The 19,481-nt window shown below is 34.3% G+C and carries 7 protein-coding genes; all 7 read left to right on the top strand.

Translation table 11 applies throughout. The features are described from left to right. Positions 1-108: 108 nt before the first annotated feature. The gene (locus UABHE_RS28570; protein WP_372366741.1) at positions 109-1,563 is read left to right on the top strand and encodes a Na+/H+ antiporter NhaC family protein; all 1,455 of its coding nucleotides are present in this window, start codon (positions 109-111) and stop codon (positions 1,561-1,563) included. A gap of 11 nt (positions 1,564-1,574) precedes the next feature. Beyond that, positions 1,575-4,406, top strand: coding sequence for a M16 family metallopeptidase (locus UABHE_RS28565; protein ID WP_372366740.1), 2,832 nt, complete (start codon positions 1,575-1,577; stop codon positions 4,404-4,406). 381 nt (positions 4,407-4,787) lie between these two features. Then, a complete protein-coding gene (locus tag UABHE_RS28560) occupies positions 4,788-6,107 on the top strand; it encodes a sister chromatid cohesion protein PDS5 (RefSeq protein ID WP_372366739.1) in 1,320 nt (439 codons plus the stop codon). A 321-nt stretch (positions 6,108-6,428) separates the two neighbouring features. Further along, a complete protein-coding gene (locus UABHE_RS28555) occupies positions 6,429-8,009 on the top strand; it encodes an efflux RND transporter periplasmic adaptor subunit (RefSeq protein ID WP_372366738.1) in 1,581 nt (526 codons plus the stop codon). A gap of 36 nt (positions 8,010-8,045) precedes the next feature. Continuing rightward, positions 8,046-8,738, top strand: coding sequence for a bifunctional demethylmenaquinone methyltransferase/2-methoxy-6-polyprenyl-1,4-benzoquinol methylase UbiE (ubiE, locus tag UABHE_RS28550; protein WP_372366737.1), 693 nt, complete (start codon positions 8,046-8,048; stop codon positions 8,736-8,738). Between the two features lie 18 nt (positions 8,739-8,756). After that, complete coding sequence (locus UABHE_RS28545; protein WP_372366736.1) at positions 8,757-17,123, top strand: tetratricopeptide repeat protein; 8,367 nt, start codon at positions 8,757-8,759, stop codon at positions 17,121-17,123. A gap of 156 nt (positions 17,124-17,279) precedes the next feature. Then, on the top strand, positions 17,280-19,478 hold the full coding sequence (locus UABHE_RS28540) for a DUF4388 domain-containing protein (protein WP_372366735.1): 2,199 nt from the start codon (positions 17,280-17,282) through the stop codon (positions 19,476-19,478). Positions 19,479-19,481 lie beyond the last annotated feature (3 nt).

Below are 19,481 nucleotides of genomic sequence, written 5' to 3'. Positions count from 1 at the left end.
TGAAGGTCTTTGTGATTGAATCTTTGATTTCGAAAAGGATGACAGAGCAGTATTAATAGTTATTCTTACAGTGAAATTCTTTGTGGAATTATAAAAAAAGGAAGTTACATGGAACCACATTGGCTCTCAATACTGCCCCCAATTACGGCTATTATATTGGCGATTTGGTCGCGCCAAGTACTGATATCTCTTTTTGCTGGAATTTGGATGGGATGGACTATATTAGCAAAAGGCAATTTTCTTCTGGGCTTACACGATGCTTTAGAAGCTTGTGTTGCTGTTTTTAAAGATGGTGGAAATACAAAAGTAATTATTTTTTCGGCAATGGTGGGTGCGCTCATTGCTCTAACCCAACGTTCTGGCGGTGTAAGTGGATTTATTGATTGGATTTTCAATAACAATCTTGTGCGTGGTAAAAGAAGTGCGGGACTTGGAACATGGTTCACAGGAATTATCGTCTTTGTTGAGTCCTCTATTACATGTTTAGTTGTTGGATCTATTTTTCGTCCAATATTCGATCGTTTAAAAATGTCTCGCGAAAAACTAGCATACTTTTGTGATTCTACATCAGCTCCTGTATGTATACTCATTCCCATAAATGGTTGGGGAGCTTATATCATGGGGCTTCTTTCTAAACAAGGAGTGGAGGGGGCTTTTGTTGTTCTTCTTAAATCTATTTTATTTAACTGGTACGCTATCTTAGCACTTGCGATGGTTCTCATTGTAATTCTTTTTGACTTTCATATTGGCCCCATGGCGGCTGCTGAAAAGCGCGCCCAAGAAGGAAAAGTTCTTAATGATAATTCTGAACCTTTAGTTAGCGATGATGTTATGTCGTTAGAGGCAAAAGAAGGCATTACCTCGCGCGCTAGAAACATGCTAATTCCAATTGCAACAATGGTAATTATGATGCCCATGGGATTATGGATTACCGGAAGTTCTGCACTGCAAGCGAAAAATGCTCTTACTCAGGCATCTTTTTTCGATATATTGTCAAGCGGTTCTGGTTCGACTTCTGTATTTTGGGCAGTATTGACAGCGATCACTGTTGCTGCTTTTATGTACCGAATACAAGGGATAATGAAAATAGATGAAATTATGAACTTGGTTGTGAAAGGTATGGGAGGATTAATGCCTTTGGCAATGCTCATGGTTCTTGCTTTTGCTATAGGAGCAACGTGTAAAGAACTTCAGACAGGGTTGTATGTTTCTGAAGTAGCGAAACAGTGGTTGAGCCCTAAACTAATACCTCTTTTATTGTTTGGCGTTTCTGCATTCATTGCTTTTTCAACAGGTACATCTTGGGGAACATTCGCCATTATGATTCCTATTGGAATTCCACTTGTTGGGACAATGGATGCGAACATTCATCTAGTTGTAGGAGCTATTCTTAGTGGTGGAATTTTTGGTGATCATTGTTCTCCGATATCTGATACTACGATTATTTCTTCTATGGCAAGTGGGTGTGATCATATTGATCATGTAAAAACACAATTGCCTTATGCTCTTTTAACTGGTGCTATTGCAAGCGTTATTTATTTAGTATTAGGTCTTATCTTTTAAGGTTGAATTTTATGAAATATATTCTAAGCATACTTGCACTGTCTAGTTGCTTTTGTTTGCTTTACGCACAAAAGGAAACGGCAGATGCCAAACTACCCTTTAACTCTGCAGTACGAATGGGTAAACTCGAAAATGGAATGACGTATTATATCCAAAAAAATACTATGCCAGAAAAACGACTTACCCTTAGGCTTGTTGTAGATGCTGGTTCTATTCTTGAAGATGATGATCAATTAGGGATAGCACACTATACAGAACATATGGCATTCAATGGTTCAAAGAATTTTGCGAAAAATGAACTTGTTGATTATTTACAAAGCGTTGGAGTAAAATTTGGTAGTCACCTTAATGCTTATACTGGCTTTGATCAAACAGTTTATATTTTACCTATCCCAAGTGATAGTGAGGAAATTGTTGATAAGGGTTTTCAGATTTTAGAGGACTGGGCTCATAATATTTCTTTTGAGAAAGAAGAAATCGAAAAAGAAGTGGGAGTTATTACTGAAGAGTGGCGTTTAGGGCAAGGAGCGCAAATGCGTATACTTAAAAAACTTTTGCCTACTCTTTTAGCTGGATCTCGTTATGAACATCGTCTTCCCATAGGGAAAAAAGATGTGTTTTCTAAATTTACTCGCGAACACTTTCTTCGTTTTTATCGCAATTGGTATCGTCCAGACCTAATGGCTGTTGTTGCTGTGGGCGACATGGATGTTGATGAAATTGAGAAAAAAATTAAGCATCATTTCTCACGTATTAAGATGCCTGAGAAAGTAAAAGAAAGAACTAATTTTTCGATTCCGAAACATAAAGGAACGCGTGTTGCTGTAGTCACAGATAAAGAGATGCCGTATACACAAATTGTTTTGCTTTTCAATCATGAAACCACACCGTTTGTGACAGAAAAAGACTATCGTGAACGTATTAAGCACTCTCTGTTTACAATGATGATGAATGTGCGTCTTCGTGAAATTACGCGTCAAAATAATCCGCCTTTTATTTTTTCGGGTGTTACCTATGGTAATATGTTTGGTGTACGAGGTAAAGATGCTTATCAAGTTTTTGCCGCGGCGTCGGAACAAAATATTTTACGGGCAACGCAAGTTATGGTTACCGAAAACATGCGTGTAAAAAAACATGGATTTACCAAAAGCGAATTAATTATTGCTTCTAAAAATTTGCTCAAGCAATACAGCGTGGCGTACAACGAACGAAGTAAAACTTCTTCAAAACGTTTTGCTTCGGAGTATGTCGATCATTTTCTTAATGGAGCTCCTTGCCCTGGTATTGAATATGAATATGAACTACATAAGCGTTATATTGCTGAGATCAAGTTAGAAGAAGTAAATGCTTTAGCTGAAAAATGGATCAAAGAAGATGATAATGTTGTTGCGGTTATGGCGCCTGAAAAACCAGGCTTAGAACTTCCTTCATCTAAGCAAATTCTCGATACAATTACGGCCACACAAAAAGAAGAATTAGAAGCTTATAAAGAAGAAAAAATAGACACCGAACTTCTTAAAAAAGAACTTATCTCTGGGAAAATAATTGAAGAGTCAAAAAACGGTGAAACAGAAACAACGCATTTGCTTCTTGCAAATGGCATTCGCGTAGTGCTCAAGCCTACAGAATTTAAAAATGATGAGATTTTAATGTATGCTCAAAGTCCAGGTGGAACATCTTTACTAGACGATAAAGATTATTTCGCGACAACTGGAATGATGAACGTACTCTCTGAAAGTGGTTTGGGAAATTTTAGTAGAGGCCAACTTAGTAAGGCTTTGGCAGGAAAATCAGTGTCTGTTACTCCATTTATCGATAGTATTACTGAAGGACTAAGAGGAAACGCTAGCCCTGATAGCTTTGAAACTCTTATGCAATTGACACATTTGTGGTTTACCCAACCGCGAATGGACAAAGATATTTTCAAGGCCACTATCGATAAAGAAAAAGCTGTGTATAAAAATATGGCTGTAGATCCAAATAGTTATTTTAATGACCAAGTGGTCAAAGTTCTTGGAAGTAACCATCCACGCAGTTATTTATTGCCTACAGAAGAGCACTGGGGAAAATTAGACCACGAAAAAATGTTACGCGTGTACAAAGAGCGTTTCTCGAACGCTGGAGATTTTGTATTTTTCTTTGTGGGAAGTTTTGATGTGGTTTCGATGAAGCCACTTATTGAAAAATACTTAGGTAGCCTCTCTGGAAATGCTACGCACGAGAATTTTAAAGATTTAGGAGCTTATCCTCCTGAAGGTGTATTAAAGAAATCTTTTTATCGTGGTTCTGCTCCACGGAGTTTTGTAAATTTATTTTATAGTGGAAAACTAGAAAAGTACACATCCGAAGTTCGCCATCAAATGCAATCTCTTGCTCAAGTACTTGGGATTAGATTGATCGAAAGCTTGCGCGAAGAAAAAGGAGGTGTTTACTCTGGTGGCGTGCGTTCCCGTGTAAAAAAATACCCTAGTGAGCGCTATTTTATGTCAGTTTCTTTTCCATGTGCTCCAGAAAATGCGGAAATGCTAATCAAAACATTCCAAAATTTATTGAAGGATGTGCGCGATAATGGACCCTTGCAGAAAAATGTAGACAAAGTGATCAAAGGACAATTACGTGAACTTGAAGTAAATCTCAAGCGAAATGAATATTGGCTTTCTCATTTATATATCTCTGACTTTTTAGGGCTTGAATTACAAGATCCAGCGCAAGCTAGAAGTACAATCGAGTCATTAAAGGCAGAGGATTTACAAAAAGTAGCTCAAAAATACTTTACAGAGGATAATTACATTGAGCTAGTTCTCTATCCTGAGAATAAAGAAAAGGAAAGTAAAGAAAAGTAAAATTTTTAGCGTAAACAAAATATACTAAAATGAAGTGAAGATCGGGGCGGTGTGAGACCGTCTCTATCTTCGCAAATAATTGTAAAACTTATTTAAGATGTGCTATAAATATAACAATTGTAAATGTTATTTATTCTTTTGTGAGAGGACTTAGATCTTTGACTGAATAAATCGCTTGTTTTTCAAATCTTCTTGTTCTTCGCTACCGCAAACAACGCAGTTTTCCTTTGACATTCAACGAAAATAACCTTAGAATAAAATAGGGTGTGTCCCTAAAGCATATCGTCGTTCATTCTTGTAATTTGGTTCTTTTAGACACTTAGTGCCTAAACCTACCACGTTGTATATATCTAATTTGAATTCCTATCCTACCAGACTATTATGTCAGAAAAATTACTTAAAAATTTCTATAAAAAGATCTTGCAAATATTGCGAGACGAAAATAAAGACAAAGAAGCTGCATACCGGCTTAGACAATTGCTATCATCGCAGACGCCGAATAAAGACTTTGCTAATATTTTAGCAGGTTTAGGACTTCGTGATGTGAAGTTACTTGTTGATATTTTACGTAAAGACAATTCATACGAATATCATTCTGTTGATTGTTCCAAGATTTTATCTATATATATGGAACAATGCTTACCTGTTTTCCAACATTATGTTGCAAATCTTAAAAATACTGGCAATGCTTCGCAAAATGATCTAAATGTTATACATGATCAACTTGAAATTATGCAGATTATTCAACTTGGAACTAATAATGATGATATACTACGTATTGTTTATGGTTTAGTTAAAAGTTATCAAACGCAACCTGATGAGTTCAAAAATCTAACAATATCAACATTACGCGAGATTGGTAATCCTGTAATATTGGCTCTTATCTTTTTATTGCAAAACGATAAAGAAGAATACGAATTGCCAGATCTTTTTTTACATTTGGGAAGCTTAGCAATGCCTGCTTTATGTATAGCTTTGTATTATCCTGATGAGAAAATTCGTTATAATGCTGTTGAAGTAATAAAGAATATTGAATCAGAAGAAGCTCTGCGAGCTCTTACTAATGCAAAGAATGACCCTTCTACGCAGGTACGACAAAAAGTGGTGGAAGCCTTTGGGGAAATACAAGATCATCGTACAACGGCAATCTTAATTGAAGCGCTAAAAGATAAAGAATCATCTGTACGCTTAGAAAGCGTAAAAGCTCTAGGGAAAATACGTAGTAACAAAGCTTTAAATTCACTACTTGATATGCTAGAAGACAAAGATTGGGAAGTTCGTCGTGAAGCGGTTGAATCTATGGCTTTATATGGCCAAAAAGCTTCCGGATATTTAGCGAAAGCTCTTGAAAATGATAGTTTAGTCGTAAAAAAAATAGCTTCGCGTATTCTTTCTCATTTAGGAACAGGAGAAGCTGTTCCTGCACTTATGAAAGCTATATATGACACTGATATTAGCGTACGAGAAAGAGCGGTAATTGCATTAGGACGTATACAAGGAGAAAATTCAATTGTTACCTTGATGTTTGCATTTGAAGATAAAGCTCCACTAGTACGTTTTGCTGCTATTCAAGTTTTAATAGAAGTAGGATCGCGATCGACAATTCATTTATTAAACAAGGCTTTGAAAGATCCAGAACCTCTTATTCGTGAAAGAGCGAATACTGCTATTCAAGAAATACTCAATCGCGAGGAGGTTTAAGAGCTTGTTATAAAATTATTTTAAGGCACATAATTGTTCCTTTTAACTTCTAATTTAGTTATTTTTTTATTACAAAATTGTTACTTTGCGCTAAAAAATACCTATAGAAGCTAAAATGCTAGAATTTTTCACTTTCAACTAATTTTGTAATAGGCTCTTGGAGATATAATTTAATTATGTCTCGAAGAGTCGCTGTAGAAATAACTTTTGTATAACAAAGCTATTTGGCGGGTAGGCTCTAAAGTGTTTAATGTAGGCGATAAGGAACGCTATCTGTGAGACAATTACGGATTGCCATCAATAGTTTCTATAGGAATTAGTATGGGTACAGATAAAAACAAGCAAAAAAAATACGTTTCAGTGCGCAAAGCTTTAAGAGAGCTAAGAGTTGACGAAGGTGAGCTTAAAAAAATCATTGAAGATGGCGGAATTAAAGCTTATCCTTCTGAAAAAAACAATGTAAAATTCGACGCAGATGAAATTGAAAAGTATCGAACTTCGCGCGTACAAAGTAAAGAACAAGACCCTAAAATTGCCGATGAGAGTTTATACGAGTCGGCTGATGTTTCTTTTGATAGTCTCTTTGTTAGTCAATCCCAAGGACGTTCTGCAGCATCATTGACAGAAGAAATTCCGCAGGAACCAGATATTTTATTTGGCCCATCAACAGCCCCCAAACAAAATATCAAAGACTTTTTAAACAAGAAAAAACCGGAACCTGTTTCGCCAGTAAAGGCAATTCAAAACATACGTAGTCGCGAAAAAAGCACGACAGGTATCGTTTCTTATGGCTTGTTTATAGTGATTATTATGCTTGTATCTATCAACAGCTTTTTATTACTACAAGTAAATACTCCTTCTGACTTACCACAGATAAAAACAACAAAAACAGTTAGCGATGAACTCCTACCAACTCTTTCGATTATGGGAGATGTTTCTCCGGCAAAAATTCAAACAATTATCAGTCCGATAAACGGAAAAATAGATAAGTTACTTACAAATAAAAAGCTAAATAAAGACCAGCAAATTATGCACATTAGTGCTCGGAAAATAAGTGAAAAAGAATCAATCAATTTACAACAGGCTTTATTAGCCTGGGAGTTACAAAAAAAGAAAATAAAAAACTTGCCAGCAAAAGCCCAAAAGGAAATTTCTCAGATTTCGGAGATGTATCGCAAAAGTAATCGCAAGTTGGAAAATAATCGAAATGCTTGGCAAAAAGATATCGGGAATTTTGCCAAAAATGTTAAGTATAATGCTTTTAGTGTATGGTTAGAATTACAAAAAGCACAACAGAATTATATTATTGCACAGAGCAATCAAAATGCAGGAAATATGTCTATAAATGCACCTTTTGTAGGAATTTTACATAGTTCTTATGTAAAAGCAGGCGCAAATGTAGAAGTTGGACAAGTTTTAGGTGAGTATTATTCAACAGTAAATGAACTTCAAGTAGAGATAAGTAAAAAAGAATACCAACAAATAAATCTTGAAACTACAGTGACTGTTATTTTACCTAACGACGAAGAGGAAAAAGGAAAAATCCGCAGTGTTGTTGTTAACGGTGAGATTGTAAAGCTGGGAATATCAATAAAGACACCTCTTAATCTTGGAATGAAATTACGCGCAATATTTTCACTAACTAAAATACCTGAATGTATTTTGGTTGAGCGTCGTGCTCTTTTTTTTGAAAAAGACATTCGCGGAAAAAACCAAGCAATGCTTTGCAAAGTCTTGTATAAAAAAGAGAAAATTTTTGTATATCCCGTGAGTGTTGCTACTGGATATTACGACGAAGAATATATTCAAATACTCTCAGGAGTTGATTCAGGAGAGACAATTGCGATAAGTAAGACAATTCCTCTTGCTGCTTTAAAATCAGGACAAGAAGTACAAAAGTAGGCCAAAATAAATAATACATCCTAGGAATTTCTGATTATGAGTAAAACAATACACGATATGTTTTCAAAAATCGCAGGTACGTACGACAGAACAAATAGCGTTCTTTCTCTAGGTATTCATCATTTGTGGCGACGTACACTTATCAAGATGAGTCAAGTAAAAAAAGGTAATGCTATTCTTGATTGTGCAACAGGGACAGGCGATGTTGCCATTGCTTTTTATAAGAAAAATGGTAATGATGGACGAATAGTTGGTTCTGATTTCTGCGCTCCAATGCTTGAGCTTGCGGAAAAAAAATCTAAAGAAAAGTACCCTGAAATTGAATGGCAAATAGAAGATGCACAAAACCTATCTTTTGCAGATGATTCTTTTGATATAGCAACAATTTCATTTGGTATACGTAATGTTGATTGCACAGAAGAGTGCCTAAAAAGTATGGCGCGCGTTGTAAAACCTGGAGGACGAGTTCTCATCTTAGAATTTGGTCAACCACATTGGCCAATTAAGCCTTTTTTTAATTTGTATAGCGGATATATACTTCCTTTCATTGGTGGTATGATTAGTGGAGAGAAAACAGCATACAAATATTTAAATACATCATCGGCTCAGTTTCCTACAGGAAAAAACTTTGTGGCTCTTATGGAAAAAACGCAAGCTTTTTCTGAAGTGAAGTATAAATCTTTGACTTCAGGTGTTTGTTATATTTATGTGGGAATAGTTGCTTCGTAATTTTTTGGGACAATGGCTATGGATGATTTAGAACAAAAATTTTCAAAAGCTCCGCATGATACGCAGATATTTGACAAGCTGGTACACAAATATACAAGAGAAGAATGTTGGGAAGAACTAATTCATTTGCATATAGATCATGCAAATGCTATTAAAACAGAGACTAAAGGTGAGGCATATCGTTATTACATCCAGGCCGTAAGATTGCAAAAATTGCATCAGGAATTCTCCGAACAGACACTTGAGGTATTACAAGTATGTATGAGTTTATTACCGGAAAGGGATGAAGCATTTCTCGAAATGGAAATGCACTATCAAAATAAAAAAAACTGGTCAAAACTCATTGATATTTACTCTAAAAAACTTGAACACACATCGTCTGTTGCTACCCAAGAAGAACTATTGTTAAACATAGCAAATATTTACTTTCTTGAATTGAAAGATTTGCAATCTGCAGCAAATATTTACGAAAATGCCGCGAAAGTAAATTCGCAAAATAAGATTACTTTATTCCGACTTTTAGATATATATGAAAAGCAACAACAACATGAAAAACATGGCGATATTTTGCAATCACTCATCGAACTCGGTGAGCTACCAGAAGAAAAAGATCGTTACTATTTTCAGTTGGCTGAATTACAATTTGAGCAACAGTTTTATCATAAGGCAGCGGCATCTTATCGGAAAATTGTTGGAATGCACTACCAAGAAAAAATTGTTGAACGTTTACAAAATATATACAAGGATGATCCTGAAAATCTTGTCATTGTTTTGAACCAAAAATTGAATATATTAAAACATAAAGATGAAAAAACGAAGACTTACTTACAACTTGCATCTTTAAAGGATCAGCACTTTTCAGAATTAGACACAGCACTTTTATTTTATGAAAAAGCACTGTTGCTAAAACCTGATCTCGATACAATTGAAAAAATTTGCGACGTTTTATGGCGAAAAGATAATACTCACGCATGGTATCTATACAAAAAACAAAAAATTGTGATGTTGAGTAGTAAACAAGAAAAAGCGTATGCATTACATAGCTGTGCTGTAGATTTGAAAAGTAGTAAGCAAAGTGAAGAGAATATTGATCGTTTAATCGAAATTTATAAAAACATTTTAGAATTATCACCTCAAGATAGTATAGCCATTGATTATTTGACAAAAACCTATCAAACTCTGCATAATTACGAACAGCTAGTTAAAATTCTTGTTCACAAATCGAAATACAGCTCATTAGCCGAAAGAGTCTCTATTTATATACAAATTGCTAAATTGTTATCAGAATCACTAAACCAGCAAGAAGAAGCAAGTAGCTATTATCAAAAAGTAATGGCTATTCAAGGAGATCATAATGAAGCTCTGTTGCAATTGCGTAATAAATATACGGAAAGTAAAGACTATGGCGAGTTAATCAAGGTAATTGAAGATGAGATTCGCTTAACAGCAATAGATCCAGAAATTCGTTATCACGAAATCGGTAAAATATACGAAGAGCATCTACAACAGTATGAAGATGCGATTGTTTACTTTAAGAAAGCAATCGCTGCAAATACTCTTTTTTTACCTTCTTACGTATCTCTTCGTAATTTGTATCAAAAAATGGGAAATACAGAACAAGTGATTTCTGTTGGTGAGAAAGAAATTGCTGTTAATGAAAACAAGCAAGAAAGTATTGAGTTACATTTCCTATTAGCAAAAGCATATGATGGGCATAACGATGAAAAACAAGAGTATCATTTGCAAAAAATTTTATGTTACGAACCTGACGAAGCGACTGCAAGTGATCTTTTGTTGCAAAAATATGCTGGAAACAGTGATTGGCAAAACTATATTGACTTATTGCTAAACAAAGCAGCTTTTCAGCCTTACGCAGAAGAAATTGTTGATCTTTACAAACAAGTAGCTTCTGTATATGAAGAAAAGTTATCTGATCTTGTATCTGCAAAAAAATACTATATTAAAATGCACTACCTACAGCCAACAGAACTTGAAACTATACGCAAACTAAGTGAAATTTGTAAAGATTTACAACAAACGACAGAACAAATTAGTTATTTGCAAAAAGAAGTGACTCTTCTTGAAGATCAAGATGTTGCAGCACAAATAGAACGTTCTATTGGTGACATATATATTGCTGAAAACAAAAGTATACAAGCAATTTCTTTTTACGAAAAGTCATTGACAAGGTCGCCAAATAATATAGAAGTGCTTCTTCTTTTGGAAGAATTGTACAACTCAAATAAAATAGAGAAAAAATTAATTGCCAATTTAGATAAACAGACCTTTTTAGTTGATGATGTAAAACGTCGAGTTTTATATAAGCGTTTAACTGAGTTGAATGAAGATATTGATGTTAAGATTTCATATTTACAAAAATGGCAAAACCTAGATTTTGCAGCAGCATACGATGATTTAGAATCTTGTTATGCGCAAAAAGAGATGTGGCGAGAACTGTGCGACTTATACGCGAAAAAATTAGCCCAAGAAGAACAGTTAGATGTATTGCGAAAAGCAACAAATATTTATGAACAATACATTGATGATAATTATAAATTGCAAAAATTGTATATTGCAATGTTGAAACATTCAAATGATGCATCTTTAATCGATAAATTGGAAAAAGTAAGTTATAAAATAAGTGATTGGAGTAAAATCCTTGAAATTTGTGCGCTTAAGCTAGCCAAAGGAAAGCAGCAAAAAATTTACGAGCAAATGGGAGATATATATGCTAACTATATTCCCGACATTGATAAAGCAATTGACTCTTACAATGAAGCTCTGAAAATAAATACACAAATGGAGATTTTTGAAAAACTAAAATCGCTACACAAAATTAAGTTAGATTATAGTAAAATTGTTGATATTATTAAGAAACAAATTGGATTAGCGGAAGTGCACGATCAGCATGATCTATATATAGAGTTAGGTCTTCTTTATTTTCACCATTTACATGATTACAATCACGCCGTTAAATACTATCAAAAAGCTCTAGATCTAGATTGTAACTCTTTGCTTGCTCTTAAAAATTTAGAACTGGTAAGTTTGAGTAGTAAAAAATATGAACTGCTTATTGATGTTCTAACTAAAAAACAAAAACTTCTGGGGGATGCAGAAATTGATTTGCAAATAGCGAATATTTACCAATCTTTTTTAGAGAAACCAGAGAAGGCCATTGCGATACTAGAAGATGCATCAGAAAAGTATAGTAATAATATCCAAATAAAAGAAAAGCTATGTTCTATATACAGAGAAAAAGAAAATTGGGAAAAGCTAATAAATCTGTATGGCAAACGCGAGAAACTCGCAAAAATAAATCTTGATCGCGCTCATTTTTTGTTTTTACAAGGTAAAATATACGAAGAAGAATTGTTTGATCAAAAAACGGCAGCAAAAATATATGTGAAAACATTAACCGTTATTCCAGATCATCTTCCAGCAATCAAATCTTTGCAACGCGTATACCAAAAAGAAAGTAACATTGAAGCGCTTACTGAATCGTATTTGGCTGAATTAGCCATCGGTGGTATTTCGCGTAAAAGAAAAGAAGCACTACACATTTTTTGCGCTGAGCTCTTTGAAAAAAACCTCGACCAAAAAGATTGGGCTGTTACTCATTATTTGCAAGTTCTAAAAATAGACGCTAACAACTTAGTTGCAATAAGAGGTTTGCAAAATTTATACCGCGAAAGAAAACAATATGATAAGTTAAAACATGTTCTTTTTGCCGAACTTTCTATTGAAAAAAATGTGAGACGTTTATTTCTTGTAGAAAAAGAGCTTGCAGAAATTGCACTATTACAGTTTGAAGATTTTGCTGAAGCTACTACATATTACATAAAAGCACATGAAACGCTTCCTGAAAAACGCGAAATATTTGATCGATTAAAAACATTACTTCGCAACCAAGAACGCTGGGAAGAATACGCTAAGTATGTAGAAAAAGAACTAGAACATCTTGCGCCACAGAAAAAAAGAAAAATGTATCTAGATTTAATTGAAATTTATCAAACACATCTAGAGAAAAAAGATCGGGCTATTTTTCTTTTAGAAAATATGATTGATGAATTTGGTACAGATCTTTCCCTATTAGAGAAATTGCAGGAACTTTACGGAAATGATTATGATGTTGTTAAATATATCAATTTATTAAATCAGAAGTTAGATTTTACTCTCGAAATAGACAGTTTAGTTGATTTGCATTTTGAAATTGGTAGTTTAAAATTAAACAAAATAAAGAACTTTGACGAAGCTGTTGTTCATTTTCAAAAAGCATTGGAGTTAAAACCTCAAAGTAAAAAGATCTTTAATGTTCTTGCAAAGTTGTATACGAAACAAAAAGAATGGCAAAAGTTAATAGAACTGTATTCACTGCGAGTTCGCTATGTCAAGAAGCCTCAAAAAGAACGTGAATTCTTTTACAAAATGGGTACTATATTCGAAAAGAAATTAAAAAACACAACTGAAGCAATCAAATATTATGAATTAGCTCTAACAAATGAAGACGATGTAGATAGCGATTTACCGACAGCTCCGCTACGTAGTATTCGGAAATTATGTGAGGCGAAAAGAGATTGGACGAGTGTTGTAGAATATTTAATGCGTGAGATTGCGCTTGTAAAGGTTTCAAAAGAACGTGCAACACTTTACTATAAATTAGCGCGTATCTGGGAGCAAAAACTAGCGCATCCTCATCAAGCTGTAAAGTATTATTTAAAAGTGCTTGATGATCATTACCACGAACCAACAGCAAAACATGCAATTGGCTTGCTTAAAGGGATTAAAGACTATACGTCGTTGTGTCAATTACTAGAGAAAATGATACAGCGTTGCGCTGATAATAAGAAAACATACTTATTATGTGAGTTGGGAAATATATTATTCCTAGAAGAAAAAGATCCGGACAAAGCGATTGCTATTTATCGTGAAATCTTGATATTAGATAAAGATAATATTGAAGCTCTTGGTGCTCTCGAAACGATTTACGAACAGCAACGAGACTGGGAAAATTTAGTTGAAGTAAAACAACAAAGACTACTCTCTGCAAAAGATAAAAATGATAGATGTAATCTTCATATAGATTTAGGCCGTACATATGAACATTACATATTCTTAGAGAAAGATGCTATTTACCATTATAAAGAAGCTCTCTTACTTCATCCGCGAGATGTGAATTTACTTCATACCCTACAGCATCTTTATAAGAATTGGGGATATTTTGAACCGTATATTGATTTATGCCACCAAGAAATCTCAATTATCGGTGACCACAATCGCAAAATATATTTGTGGAGTGAAATGGCCACTGTGTGGGAAAATCGTCTATTTGAAAATAATGCAGCAATTGTTTGCTATAAAGAAATTATCAAAATAGATTCGCACCATAATAATGCAATCGTTGCTCTTATACGCCTGTACAATTATATCGAAGACTATGAAAACTTAGTTGATATTTATAAGTTACAAATCACATTAGCAACAAAAGCAAATATTGCAGAAGAAGTTATTCCTTTGCAACTGACAACAGCAAATATTTTGTATCATCAACTAAATAAACTTGACGAAGCAGAAGATGTATTTAAAAAAGTACTGCAAGTTTCATCGGAAAATGAGCAGGCCCTTGAAGCTTTACAGAAGCTATACAAAAGAAAGAATGATATCGAGGGGCAAGGAAATGTTATTGAAAAGGCTATACTTCTTGAAAAAGACCGCCAAAAACAAGCAGAATTATATGAACAATTAGGTGAAATTTATCAAAGCGATGATCGATTTCAAGAAAGAGCGATAGACGCTTATGAAAAAGTTTTTGAAATTACAGAAAATAGCAAAACCCTTTTTACTTTACAAAAATTGTATAGAGACTTACACAACAACGAGCTGTTGATAGGAACAAATCGCAGATTGTTGCAAATAGATTTAACGAATAAAGAGCAAGCTGATTTACATTTTGAAATAGGATGTATTTTACAAGAAAAATCGATAGAAAAAGCGATAGAAGAATTCCAAAAAACATCAGAGCTTTTGCCTTCCTATAAGGAAAATTTTAAAAAATTGGCAGAGTGTTGGTATAAACTACAAAACTGGTCAGAATTCATAGTAGCAATAGAAAGACAAATTGCAGAAGAAAGCAATCGTAAACTTATTAGTCAACTGTTTTTCCAAATAGGCAAAGTATATTTTGATGAATTAAAGGACGTGGATCAAGCGAAAAACTACTACCAAAAATCGATAGAGTATGATCGCCAAAATACACTTGCTATTTACAACCTCGCTGATATTTTCTACGATTGTAAACTATGGATGGCTGCCCGAAATCTATATCAACAATTAACTCATCTTTCTTCTGACCACTACAAAATGCATGAAATATACTATACTTTAGGAAATATTGCAGATAAACTGCAAGATACCGAAGCAGCTATTTTATGTTACCAAAAATCATTAGAAAATACTCCTGACTATCCATTATCTTTAGATCGCTTAGCAAATTTATATTATGATAATTCTCAGTGGGATGAAGCATTGTTATATTATATGAAACTAGAAAATTCTCCTGTTCGTGACAATGAAATTGATATGGTTAAAGTTTCGTTACGTTTAGCGATTATAAAAGATAAGATGGGGATGACGGAAGGAGCTATTGATGGTTATATTCAACATCTAAAAGATAATGCCGATGAAATAGTAGTGCTTGAAGGCCTTGCAAGATTAAATGTTGAAAAATGTGAATGGGATCTTGCTCTTGAACATTACGAAAAATTACTGAGCTTAAAAGAGCAAGACGATAAAGATACAATAGAAAAAATAGCTGTTATTCACGAAAGAAAAGATAATTGGTCTGCTGCTCAAAATTTATATGGAAAACTTTGCGAACAATCCCCAGATAATATTGATTTTTTAGAGAAATATATCGCTGTAAGCTGTGAACTGCAAGATTGGAAAAATGCTCAATCATATGTTGAAAAACAAATGGATATGTGTGAAAATAATTTTCAAAAAGTTTCATGTATTATGTCTTTGGCAAAAATACACTGGAAAGGAGGACGTGATCCAGAAAAAGCGACTCCTTTTTATGAAAAAGCCTTGCAGATTATGCCGCAAAATTTCCAAGCAATTCATGAAATAGCAAAAATTTCTATTCACGAAGAAAAATATCAACAAGCTATTGACTCATGTAATAAATACTTACAAAATTTTACAGAAGATGATGAAGAGTATAAGTCAATACTTAGTATACAAGCCCTCTGCTATTTAAAATATTTAGAAGAGCCACAAAAAGCAGCAAAAATTTATGAAAAGATATGCGAAATTGATCCTGATCATACTGAAGCACATGCCGCACTAGCGAATATCTGGGCAAAAGATAAAAAGCAGATGGAAAATGCTGCTACTGAACATTTTTATTTAATTTTGAAAGATCCTTTTCGTCGTGATTCATATAACAAGTTATTTGACCTGTATAAAAAAGACAACTTATTTGATAGGATGTATTTGTGTTGTCAAGCTGCTTCTTTACTGGGAAAATTGCTTCCAAAAGAAAAACTCTTTTTTGAAAGCGTTACTCCCCGAGTAGCTTCTGGTTGGTTAGAGACAGTCACTCAAGATAAATTTATTCCTCAGGCATCACGCGGAACACTTTATGATGTGATGTCTTCTATTGATATGTACACAGACAAAGCTTTTGCTCCTCTTTGGGACAAATACCCTTCACTAGAAAAAAAAGAGAGTTTCAAAAGTAACGAAGAAATTGAAATACAGGATTGTATACATCGTATAATAAAATTTTTATCTCTTGATCAAGTGAGTGTGTATACATATGAAGGCAGCGATATTTATTTAGAAAATACAAACCCGGTGAGTATTGTTATAGGACTATCTTTGTGGAGAAAGTTAACCAAAAAAGCGCAAAAGTTTGTGTTAACTCGTACCTTATTTTATGCTGCTCGCAAACAGGTTATGGCGTATAAATTGACTAATAAAGAATACGCTAATTATATATCTGTTGTCGTTGAGTCTTTTGCTGATACGGGGAAGCCTGTTTCTGAAAACCAAGAAACTATTATGCGCAAATTGAGAAATTCTTTGCCAAGAAAAATAAAAAAACAACTAGAAGAACGCATGGACGTTCTAACTGAAGTATTTCAAGCAGACACAAATATCTTCCGTTTGAATTTAGAAAAAGCAGCAAATAACTGTGGACTTTTAATGTCAGACTCTTTAAAGTCTTCAATGGAAGGATACTGTGCAATAAAAAATATTGATGTAAGCCAGTTTCAAGATGCAAAATACATAGATATGATAAAAGAGTTGTTTTGTTTCAACATATCAGAAGAACACAGTATATTGCGTAGAGAACTAGGTCTTGAAGTTAAGTGGTTAAAATAGAATGCGACAAATTTTTATTTCGCTGCAAGTTGTCGTGGTCATCTATAAAGAAAAATGTCGGTAAACAAAAGGCTCGGTAGGAACCTAATATTAATATAAAATGTATTAACTGAACACCTACGATGCTGTGAGGATATGTACCAAGGAGAATAACCAATGAGTGAATTAGAGATACTTCCTGTTGTACTAAAACAGATCCACGAAACATCCCAAACTGGGACATTGATGGTTGAAAACGATGAAGAAGAAATATTTATTTACTTAAAAGAAGGTATGATCCGTTCTTTAGCTTTCGCTCACGGAAAATCTATTCTGGCTGAAAGCCTAAGAAATTTCGACAAAATCAACAAAGAAACTTTGCGCGCTATTTTCTTTAAACAACGAGAAATGATTACTTCGTTACTTGATGCTTTACGCAATTGCGAAAGTGTTCCTGATGAATTTAAAGATGAAAATTTTCTAGCCAATATTTGTCGCAACCAAATAGAAGAAGAATTGTACGATGCTCTAAATTGGGAAGGTATCAAGTGCGAATTTATGCAAAATGAGCTTAGTGAAGAGGTTTTTGATCTCGACCTTGTCAACTTACCGATTAATATTAAATTTGAAGCCTTGTTAATGGAAGCAGCTCGGCGCGCAGATGAGTGGGAAGTGATCAAAGAAATCATACCAACAACAAAAGACATTCCTGCAAAAGTAGTTGCGCAAAGTGAGAGTAAAAGTGAAGATGATAAAAGAATTTTTGACAAAATAGACGGCAAACTCAATATTGACGAAATTCTTACTCTGGTTCGTTTATCGAACTTTCAGGGTATGAAAATAATGTCTGATTTAATCAAAACCGAAAAAGTGCGACTTAAAACTGTAGATGAAATAGCGAAAATGACGCGTTTAGATTCAATTAGAAACGATGGCGAAAAGTGTATTTCTATTTATGAACTTTTGGAAAGTAAAGGTTACAAAGATTACGAAACCATCAGTTGGCTTGCGCGTGCTTACGACAAAAAAGGCTTAACTGCGAAAGCGGCTGTTAAATACAATGAACAAGGCCAAATTGCGTTCGATGAAGATAAATACGAGGAAGCAACAAAAGCATATAACAAAGTTGTTGATTTCTCTCCCGACAACCTTGAGGCATACGAAAAACTAATTCACTGTTACTACAAATCTAGTTTGTTAGAAAAAGCCGCTGAAGTTTCGGCTGTTTATGCGCGTAAGATCTCTGTTAAAGATAAACGCAAGGCGATTATGGTACTAGACGAAGCGAATAAAAATTATCCTTCGAGCTCTAGTAACTTAGAATTGATGGCGTCTTTGTATATCGAGATGGGCGACAAAGAAAATGCTATTTCCGTGTATTATATTCTTGCGATGTTAATGAATAAGCAAAAAAAGCCAGAACTGGCACTTAGCGCGTACCGTAAAATACTTGCTATTAATCCCAATGATTTCCATGCGCAAATAGAATTAGGCGATGGTTTAATTAAACTAAATAAACACAATGAGGCTGTTGATCAATATAAAAACTTAGGGAAATCGATTTTTAGCGAAATGAAAGATGCAAAAGGCAATGAACGCGGTTCTGAAGATGCGCTGATCGAAGTTTGTAAGTGGATTATAAAATACGAGCCAGAATCAATTATTGCTCGCGATTGGCTGTGCGAAGCTTATGTTCATAAGAAGAAAATAGAAGAAGCGATTAAATCATTAAAAGAAAATATTGAATTATTAAAAAAATCTGACAATAAGGATTCTTTAGTAACGCGCTTACGTAAGTTAATTAAGTTGGATCCAGATGACTTTAATAACCGTAAGCTTCTTTCCAGTATACTGTTTCAGATGGAGAGGCGTTCGGAGTCTATTGCGGAATTAATTGATTTGGGGACCCATTTTTACGATAGAAGTGATTTACGTAAAGCGCGCGAAGCATTTGAATCACTATTGTCAATAGATCCATTTAATTTACATGCACGGCATTGTCATGCAAATATACTGCGTCAATTACACCGACATGCGCGCGCGGTAGAAGAATATCGTTTAGTAGGATATTTGGCTAAATCTCTTGGTATGCACAAGGAAGCGATAGAAGCTTTTTCAAAAGTAATCGAACTAGCTCCTGGAACAGAACGCGCTCAGTATATGGAAATAGCTCACTTATACGAATGTTTAGGTGAATATGAAGAGGCGGTAAATTATTATTTTACTTATGCAAAGAAAAGTCTTACTCATGGAAATTATGGCGAAGTAAGACATATATGTTCGCGCATACAAGAATTGAAACCGCAACACGATGGTGCGAAAAGTTTGAAAGAACAAGCTGAGACCAAGCTGGAACTTATGCCACGACTAATCTAGGTA

The organism is Candidatus Uabimicrobium helgolandensis (assembly GCF_041508025.1).
Taxonomy (GTDB): domain Bacteria; phylum Planctomycetota; class Uabimicrobiia; order Uabimicrobiales; family Uabimicrobiaceae; genus Uabimicrobium; species Uabimicrobium helgolandensis.
Note: the sequence above shows the minus strand (reverse complement) of the source record. Positions and strands in the feature narration are given on the sequence as shown.

Coding starts and splice junctions, on each gene's coding strand:
- UABHE_RS28555 (WP_372366738.1), top strand. CDS start 6,429: ATGGGTACAGATAAAAACAAGCAAAAAAAATACGTTTCAGTGCGCAAA.
- ubiE (WP_372366737.1), top strand. CDS start 8,046: ATGAGTAAAACAATACACGATATGTTTTCAAAAATCGCAGGTACGTAC.
- UABHE_RS28545 (WP_372366736.1), top strand. CDS start 8,757: ATGGATGATTTAGAACAAAAATTTTCAAAAGCTCCGCATGATACGCAG.
- UABHE_RS28570 (WP_372366741.1), top strand. CDS start 109: ATGGAACCACATTGGCTCTCAATACTGCCCCCAATTACGGCTATTATA.
- UABHE_RS28565 (WP_372366740.1), top strand. CDS start 1,575: ATGAAATATATTCTAAGCATACTTGCACTGTCTAGTTGCTTTTGTTTG.
- UABHE_RS28560 (WP_372366739.1), top strand. CDS start 4,788: ATGTCAGAAAAATTACTTAAAAATTTCTATAAAAAGATCTTGCAAATA.
- UABHE_RS28540 (WP_372366735.1), top strand. CDS start 17,280: ATGAGTGAATTAGAGATACTTCCTGTTGTACTAAAACAGATCCACGAA.